5 protein-coding genes are annotated in these 6,282 nt (G+C 60.7%); 1 reads left to right on the forward strand and 4 read right to left on the reverse strand.

From position 1 onward, the window contains the following. The first annotated feature begins 53 nt into the window (after positions 1-53). Complete coding sequence (locus tag EOA33_RS20535; protein ID WP_127406429.1) at positions 54-962, forward strand: zincin-like metallopeptidase domain-containing protein; 909 nt, start codon at positions 54-56, stop codon at positions 960-962. On the opposite strand, the gene EOA33_RS20540 is transcribed toward EOA33_RS20535, so the two are convergent. The 4 genes from EOA33_RS20540 to EOA33_RS20555 are packed head-to-tail and all read right to left on the reverse strand — an operon-like array spanning position 943 to position 6,128. After that, positions 943-1,398, reverse strand: a complete 456-nt coding sequence (locus tag EOA33_RS20540; RefSeq protein WP_127406430.1) for a hypothetical protein — start codon at positions 1,396-1,398, stop codon at positions 943-945. The genes EOA33_RS20535 and EOA33_RS20540 overlap by 20 nt on opposite strands. Further along, positions 1,388-3,208 (reverse strand): hypothetical protein, encoded by a 1,821-nt coding sequence (locus EOA33_RS20545; protein WP_127406431.1) that lies wholly within the window; start codon positions 3,206-3,208, stop codon positions 1,388-1,390. The genes EOA33_RS20540 and EOA33_RS20545 overlap by 11 nt, the downstream gene beginning before the upstream one ends. Next, positions 3,205-4,989, reverse strand: coding sequence for a site-specific integrase (locus tag EOA33_RS20550; RefSeq protein WP_245482390.1), 1,785 nt, complete (start codon positions 4,987-4,989; stop codon positions 3,205-3,207). The genes EOA33_RS20545 and EOA33_RS20550 overlap by 4 nt, the downstream gene beginning before the upstream one ends. Next, entirely contained in the window at positions 4,989-6,128 is a 1,140-nt protein-coding gene (locus tag EOA33_RS20555) for a tyrosine-type recombinase/integrase (RefSeq protein WP_127406432.1), read from the reverse strand. Before EOA33_RS20555 ends, EOA33_RS20550 begins: the two co-directional genes overlap by 1 nt. Positions 6,129-6,282: the final 154 nt, after the last annotated feature.

Genomic DNA, 6,282 nt, shown 5'->3' on the forward strand with positions numbered 1-6,282 from the left:
TTAGGTTTCATCGCAAGTGTCCTTCCTACTTCGGCACCTGCAGCAGGGAGGTCATGACCATGGCTTCCCTGAACCGAGCTGATGTTTACGCCCGCATCACTGATGAGATTATCGCCGCCATCGAAGCTGGAGCGGGCGAGTTTGTGATGCCTTGGCATCATGATGGGGCGCCGACTGCACGGCCGATCAACGTCGCGTCCGGCAAGGCCTACCGTGGTGTGAACACGCTTGCCTTATGGGCAGCGGCGCATAGCGCCGGATATCCCACGGGACTATGGGGAACGTATCGCCAGTGGCAGGCCCTTGGCGCCCAGGTGCGCAAAGGTGAGAAGTCCACAACCATCGTTTTCTGGGGGCAGATCGGCGGCAAGACTGGCGAGGATAGCGAGGATGATTCCAGTGATGCTAGCGAACGTCGACGTCTATTCGCACGCGGCTATTCGGTGTTCAACTGCGCGCAGGTTGATGATTATGAGCCAGAACCGGCGGTTGCTCGCTCGGAAGAAGAACGCATCGCGCATGCCGATGCCTTCTATGCGAACCTTGGCATCAACACCGTATACGGGGGCAGCGAAGCCTACTATTTGCCTTCGGCCGATCGGGTGCACGTGCCAGTTTTCAGCTCATTCCGTGACGTTGCCTCTCACTACAGCGTGCTTTTCCATGAAGGTCTTCACGCCACCGGGGCGAAGCACAGGCTCGACCGCGATTTATCCGGAAGATTCGGTTCCGAAGCCTATGCCATGGAGGAGATAATTGCTGACGCTGGAGCAGCCATGGTCCTCGCCGATCTATCGATATCGGCACGGCCCCGGCCGGATCACGCCGCCTATATCTCCAGTTGGTTGAAGGTCCTTCGCGACGATACCTCCGCCATCTTCACGGCCTCGAGCAAGGCTCAGGCGGCTGTGGACTGGATGCACGCGCAACAGCACAAGCAGGTCAGCGCGGTAGCGGCCTGACAGGCAACACAGCGGCAGGTGCCAACGGCGCCCGCCGCTGCAAAGACGCCAGTTTGTCTTCCGCCGTCCTTGCCCGATGAAGAAGGGCGAGATTCTCGCTTGCCAGCTTTCGCTTTTCCTCGCTGTGCCGGCGCGCTTCGGAGCGTAGCAGCGCGATTTCGGCCTCCATTTCCATCACCCGGGCTGCGAGGTCTCTGGATGGCCCCGGTGCTTGCAAGGCGGCCTCGATCTCATCGAGGATGTCGCGATGTGTCGTATAGAGCGGATTTCGGCTTTTCCCTGCCTCACGCGCGACTGAAGCGGGGCTGATCCTCACTATACGTCCCTGATGATCCGGATGACGGCCCTCGCCACGGATCAGTCGGGCCAGAGCTGCCCGATAGGCACGCTCCGCCGACATGGCGGAAGGGGAGCGTAAGTCAGGTTTACCCATCATGTTCCCCGATCCTGGTCAGCACGTTGTCGCACTGTTCGATCGCATCGGTGAGAACCGCGGCCGTCATTTCGTTGGCGGCAGGGAGCAACGCCTGGTTCCTCGCTCGACGGTCCTCCCAGTAAGGCGCATGCTGCGGCTCGATCACCATATTCGCGCAACCCAGGCAGACAGATGGACTCCGGCCTGCCTCGCTAGGCCCGACCTCGCCACCGCAGCGACTGGTCTCTTGCTGGAACACACACCAACCGTAATCGCATGCGTGGATGCGCAGGTCCGTTTCGGCGAGGACAAACTCGATGTAATCCTGGCGCACCTGCTCGCCAGCGCGCCCCCGGAACCGGGCGTTGCCCGTCACAATGCGCTCACCCATGCGACCGGCAAGTCGATCGCTGACCAGCATTCGTTCCAATGCCGTGGCTGTTTCGGCACGGTTTTCATGATCGACGAGTTGCCGGAGATCGAAGTCGCTGCCGACATAGCCACGCGCGGTCATCGCGACCGATGCGTGCTTGTAATGCCCCGCAAGGCCAAGAAGCTGCGACCGGTCCTTTCGGGCGATGAAGCGCGCAAACGTCTTGCGGAACTGGTGGCTGCTGAATGCCCAAGGCTTTCCCTCGTGCATGGGCACACCAACATGGCGGGCAAAATCGTTGATCCGCCAGCCGATATGCATCTGGGTGACCGGGACGATCTCGCCGTACTGGGTGTTCTTGACGAGGAAGAGCTCACGCCTTCCGGACGCTTCACGCAGCGGCGCACTCAGTTGCTCAAGCAAGGCCACGGCCTGCACCACGGGGTCAGGAGCAATCCAGCGCTCCAATCGTCCGCCATGCTGGTCGACCGTCTTGAACAATCGCGCGACAATGTAGGCTTGCTCGACGCCGGTCTCACCGATGGGGTGGAACTCGATGGCACCGACCTCCATGGAGAGGATTTCGCTTACGCGCATACCGACGAAGCCGGCGATGACGATATAGCAGGCTTCCACGAGATGCGTGGCAGCGTGACGAACCGCATACGCGCCAGACAATGGTTCACCAGCAGGGTCTTTCAGCTCTGCATGACGCAGGGCTCGGCGGGCATGATACGAGCCCTGTTTAATTCCTCCTCGTGTAAGTCCGAACGCCCGTGCCTCGCGTCGGATCTTTTCCGCTTCGACGATCGTTGCCCCATGTTCCTCGACCCATCGCAAAGCGGTATTCAGCAACGAGATGGCGATGGCATCAGGAATGAACGGGATCGAGCCGCGCGTCGCTGGCGTCAGGCCTGCTGCTTCGTAGGTGGTCTCTTGCGGCAGAGGGTCAACCAACGGGGCGTCATTGAGCTTGGCTCGCTGCCGATAGAGGTCCTTGAGCACTACCATGTAGTTGACGACAGTGTTGGGGCTGAGAGACTTTGCCTTGTATCCTGGTCGTGCCAGCAGCCATGCCCGCAACCGCTCCACGGCCCCCGTATCGATGCTGCTGAATGTCTCCAGTCCGTCTAGTGCCATCCACCTGATCATGGTTTTCAGCGTGAGGGCTTTGCTTTGCACCGACGCTGGCGACAGACGCTTGCGACCGGTCGGTGGGTTCGTGGTCATCGACCATAGGAACTGCTTTGCCGCCTGATGGAGCCCGCGCCAAGCCGTTTTGCTGATGACAGCTCCCTCCGGCAACTCGACCGCCCAGCTTATTCTGTTCTGATCCGCGCGCCGGCCGGCAGTGCGGATGTCGAGCATCCATTCATCATCGCCGAACCGGCCCCATGGCGAGAGCGGCGCTTCAGCCCATCCGACCACAACAGGATTTGCAGCAGGCTGCGTTTTCATTCGATCACCGGCAAAGCTGGTGCCGCATTCATAGAGGCGACCATATGAAGCTCCGGCGAGAAGCGCGGCAGGATATCGTGCTCAAGGATCTCCAGTTTTGGCGCGTAGAGAAGCCGCCAGCGCTCCGAAGCCAGCGTTTGGCGCGCCGCGACAAGAGCATCTCGCGTCGACAACAACCGTGTCAGAACATCCGGATCGAGAGGGATTACTGCATTCGGACAGGTGAAGCAGCCCAGCCAGGCCGTACATAACCGGCCAGATTTCTGACCTTCTCCGATGCCCGCGAGTGGATCCTTGCAGATGAAGCCGGCAGCCGTGGCATATTCGGCCTGGACTGTCGGTGTGTCGTCATCGCTTTCATCATCATCGTCGTCGGGACCGCGAACAGCTTGGACGAAGCGCAATTGCAGGTCACCGATAATGCGTTCCTGGGCCTTTCGTACAATCGGCCGATCGATATAGCGCTGCGTTGTATCCGGGGTGGCGTGGTTGGCGAGGATCTGGGTTTTCAGGATATCGTGCCCGAGCGCCTCGTGCGCGAGAGTGAGGCCCGTGGTCCGCAGCGCGGCCAAAGTCAGTGCAAGCGGAGCACCATTCTCGTCGACAAGGCCGTGTCGCTGCGCGAACAATCGGACGTGCCGGCTTACCAGATAATCGGGGATCAGCTTGATCGCGCGTGTGCCATTTATGCTCGCGACCAGAAAGAGCCGCTCGCGGTCCTGCTCCGGAACATAGGGTATCAATGATGCCGTCATTTCCAGAACTTGGTCGACAAGGTTGGGAACCGACATGCTCTTGTCGCGCAGGAAGCTTCGACGTTGCACGCGGTTCGAGCGGCCTTTCGACCACGTCATCACCTCCCGGCCATCGAGAAGCAGATGATTGCTCATACAACCCCGCTGGAGCTCACGAAGTGCCTCAGGATTCGCGTAGCTCTGCGCCCCGATGGCGATCATGTAAGGGATCAGCGTTTCAGGCAGGGTATGAAGATAGCTGGTGAGCTTCTGGTTCCCGCCGTGCTTGAGCGAGGCATGGTGCAGCCGCCAGCGGCCGCTACCTCGCTCCAAAGTGACGTTCTGCGGGGGAACCAGCCCACCATAATGCTCAACGATCACAGCAAGCACAACGCCAAGATCATCGAGATCGAGCCGGCTGAGATCCCGCTCCTGCGCGATGGCCTCGCGGTCGACCTGTGAGAGCAGTGCCTTTCCTGTTTCGAAGGCCGACCAGATCGCTTCGATGTCTTTGCGAGCCGCCGACAGGACGGCTTCCATTTCCGACCGGCTCAGCGCCTCGCGGGGGCGGGTCTCTGCATTCTTGCGGGGAAAGGCGTTAAACGGAATTTCCAGATCGGGAGCGACAAGGTCAGGCCTATTGCGCTTCAGCCAGCGCACCATCTGCTTCATCGCGGACCAGCTGCCATGGCGGGAACTCTTGGTCCATGGCTTGGCATCCAGCCAGGCAATAAAGGCCCGCAATGTGGCCGTATCGACCTCCCGCATCGATGTGATGGCGGGAGTGTGGTCATTGAGGAACGCGAACCAGCGGCGAAGTGTCTTGAACGCGCCCTCGCGAGTGGCCGGGCTATGACCGGCGTGATGGTTGCGGAAGGCAAGCGCGATTGCGGCAGCGACGCTTGGCGCCGTTCCATAGATTGAGAAGTCGAAGCTTTCTTCCAGCCGACCGTTCGGATCAAGGAAGTTGACCACCAGCGAAGTGGGCTCGCCAGCGAGCGATATAGGGGATGGATCGAGCCGATAATCCTTGCGCCGCCGTGCCATTATAAGAGGGCCTCGTAAAGGTCGTCGATGGACGATTCCACCAGCGTCAGATCTGTCGCCAGGACGCGCAGATAAATCGCCGTCGTAGAGAGATCGGCATGTCCCAGGACCACTTGGAGGGTCAGAAGTGGATTGAGGTCCGGTTCGTGTTGCGCCCGCCGTTGCAGGAACCGGAGCATCGCTGTCGCAAAGGTATGTCGCAGCGCGTGGAAGCTGGCCGTCACACCTGATGTCCTGGCCGCGGCGGCGAACATGGCACCGACGCGGCGAGCACTGATTCCGTGACCCGCTTCGGTCAGGAAGACACTATCCGATTCCGCGTAGTCGGCGTTCCGCAACTTGGCTCGTCGAACAATGACGGCGCGCTCTTCGCGCACGTAAGCGAGCGTGCGATCGATCAAGGGCAAAGGGGGATAAACCGTCCGCGTTTTGCCACCCTTCGTGGCTTCGATCTTGACGGCAACCAGGGCATCCAGGTTGGACCGTGGAAGCGCCCACAGTTTCAATCCCGCCACCTCCATCCGACGCATGCCGGTTGTGACAGCCCATTCGATGATCAAACGGTCGCGCGCGCCCAGACCAGCCATCACGCGCCGCAACGCGACCGGCGACAGCGGTTTTGGCAGTGCCGAGGTTTGTCGGATCGTCAGTTCATTGGCGAGATATCGTCCGCCGGTGGCATCGACATGGGCGAGGAACCGCTGCGGCTGACGTCGCGACAGCGCGAGTTCGCTCGTGCTGAACGGCACATTGTCGGCGAGACCTGCAGCAACGCACCACCGATAGAACACGGCCAATGTTCTGAGCCGACCATTGATGGTGCTGCGGGCATACGCCCGTCCGGTGTGATCGCTCGGGCGAAAGAGCATCCGATCTCGGTAAGCAGCGATCTCCGCGACCCCAACCTCATCCCAGATCCATTCATTGGCTTCGAGGGTCTGCCACCAGTCATAAAGGGCTTCGCCATAGGTGCGCCAGGTCTGGCGGCTGCGTGTTCGTCCTCTCACGAGAGCAATGTGCAGCAACCATGCGCAAGCCGGCTCGACAAGTCGCATCTCCTGATCGAGAAGCATCGGCACGCCCGGGCTTGGCATGCCATTCGGCGCAAACGCATCGGTCGTGAACAGCAGCTCGGCCAAAAGGGTCTCCAATCGGGCGACCCGCCGCTTTGCGGGGCAGGCCCTCGGGCCCGCCCCGCAAAGCGGCGGAGCAACGCCTGAAGCGTAAGAACTGTCCTGATTCTGGCTCAGGAAGATGACAGAAAGGACGCGTTGGAGGTGTGACCTAACACGA

This window comes from Mesorhizobium sp. M4A.F.Ca.ET.050.02.1.1 (assembly GCF_003997725.1).
Taxonomy (GTDB): domain Bacteria; phylum Pseudomonadota; class Alphaproteobacteria; order Rhizobiales; family Rhizobiaceae; genus Mesorhizobium.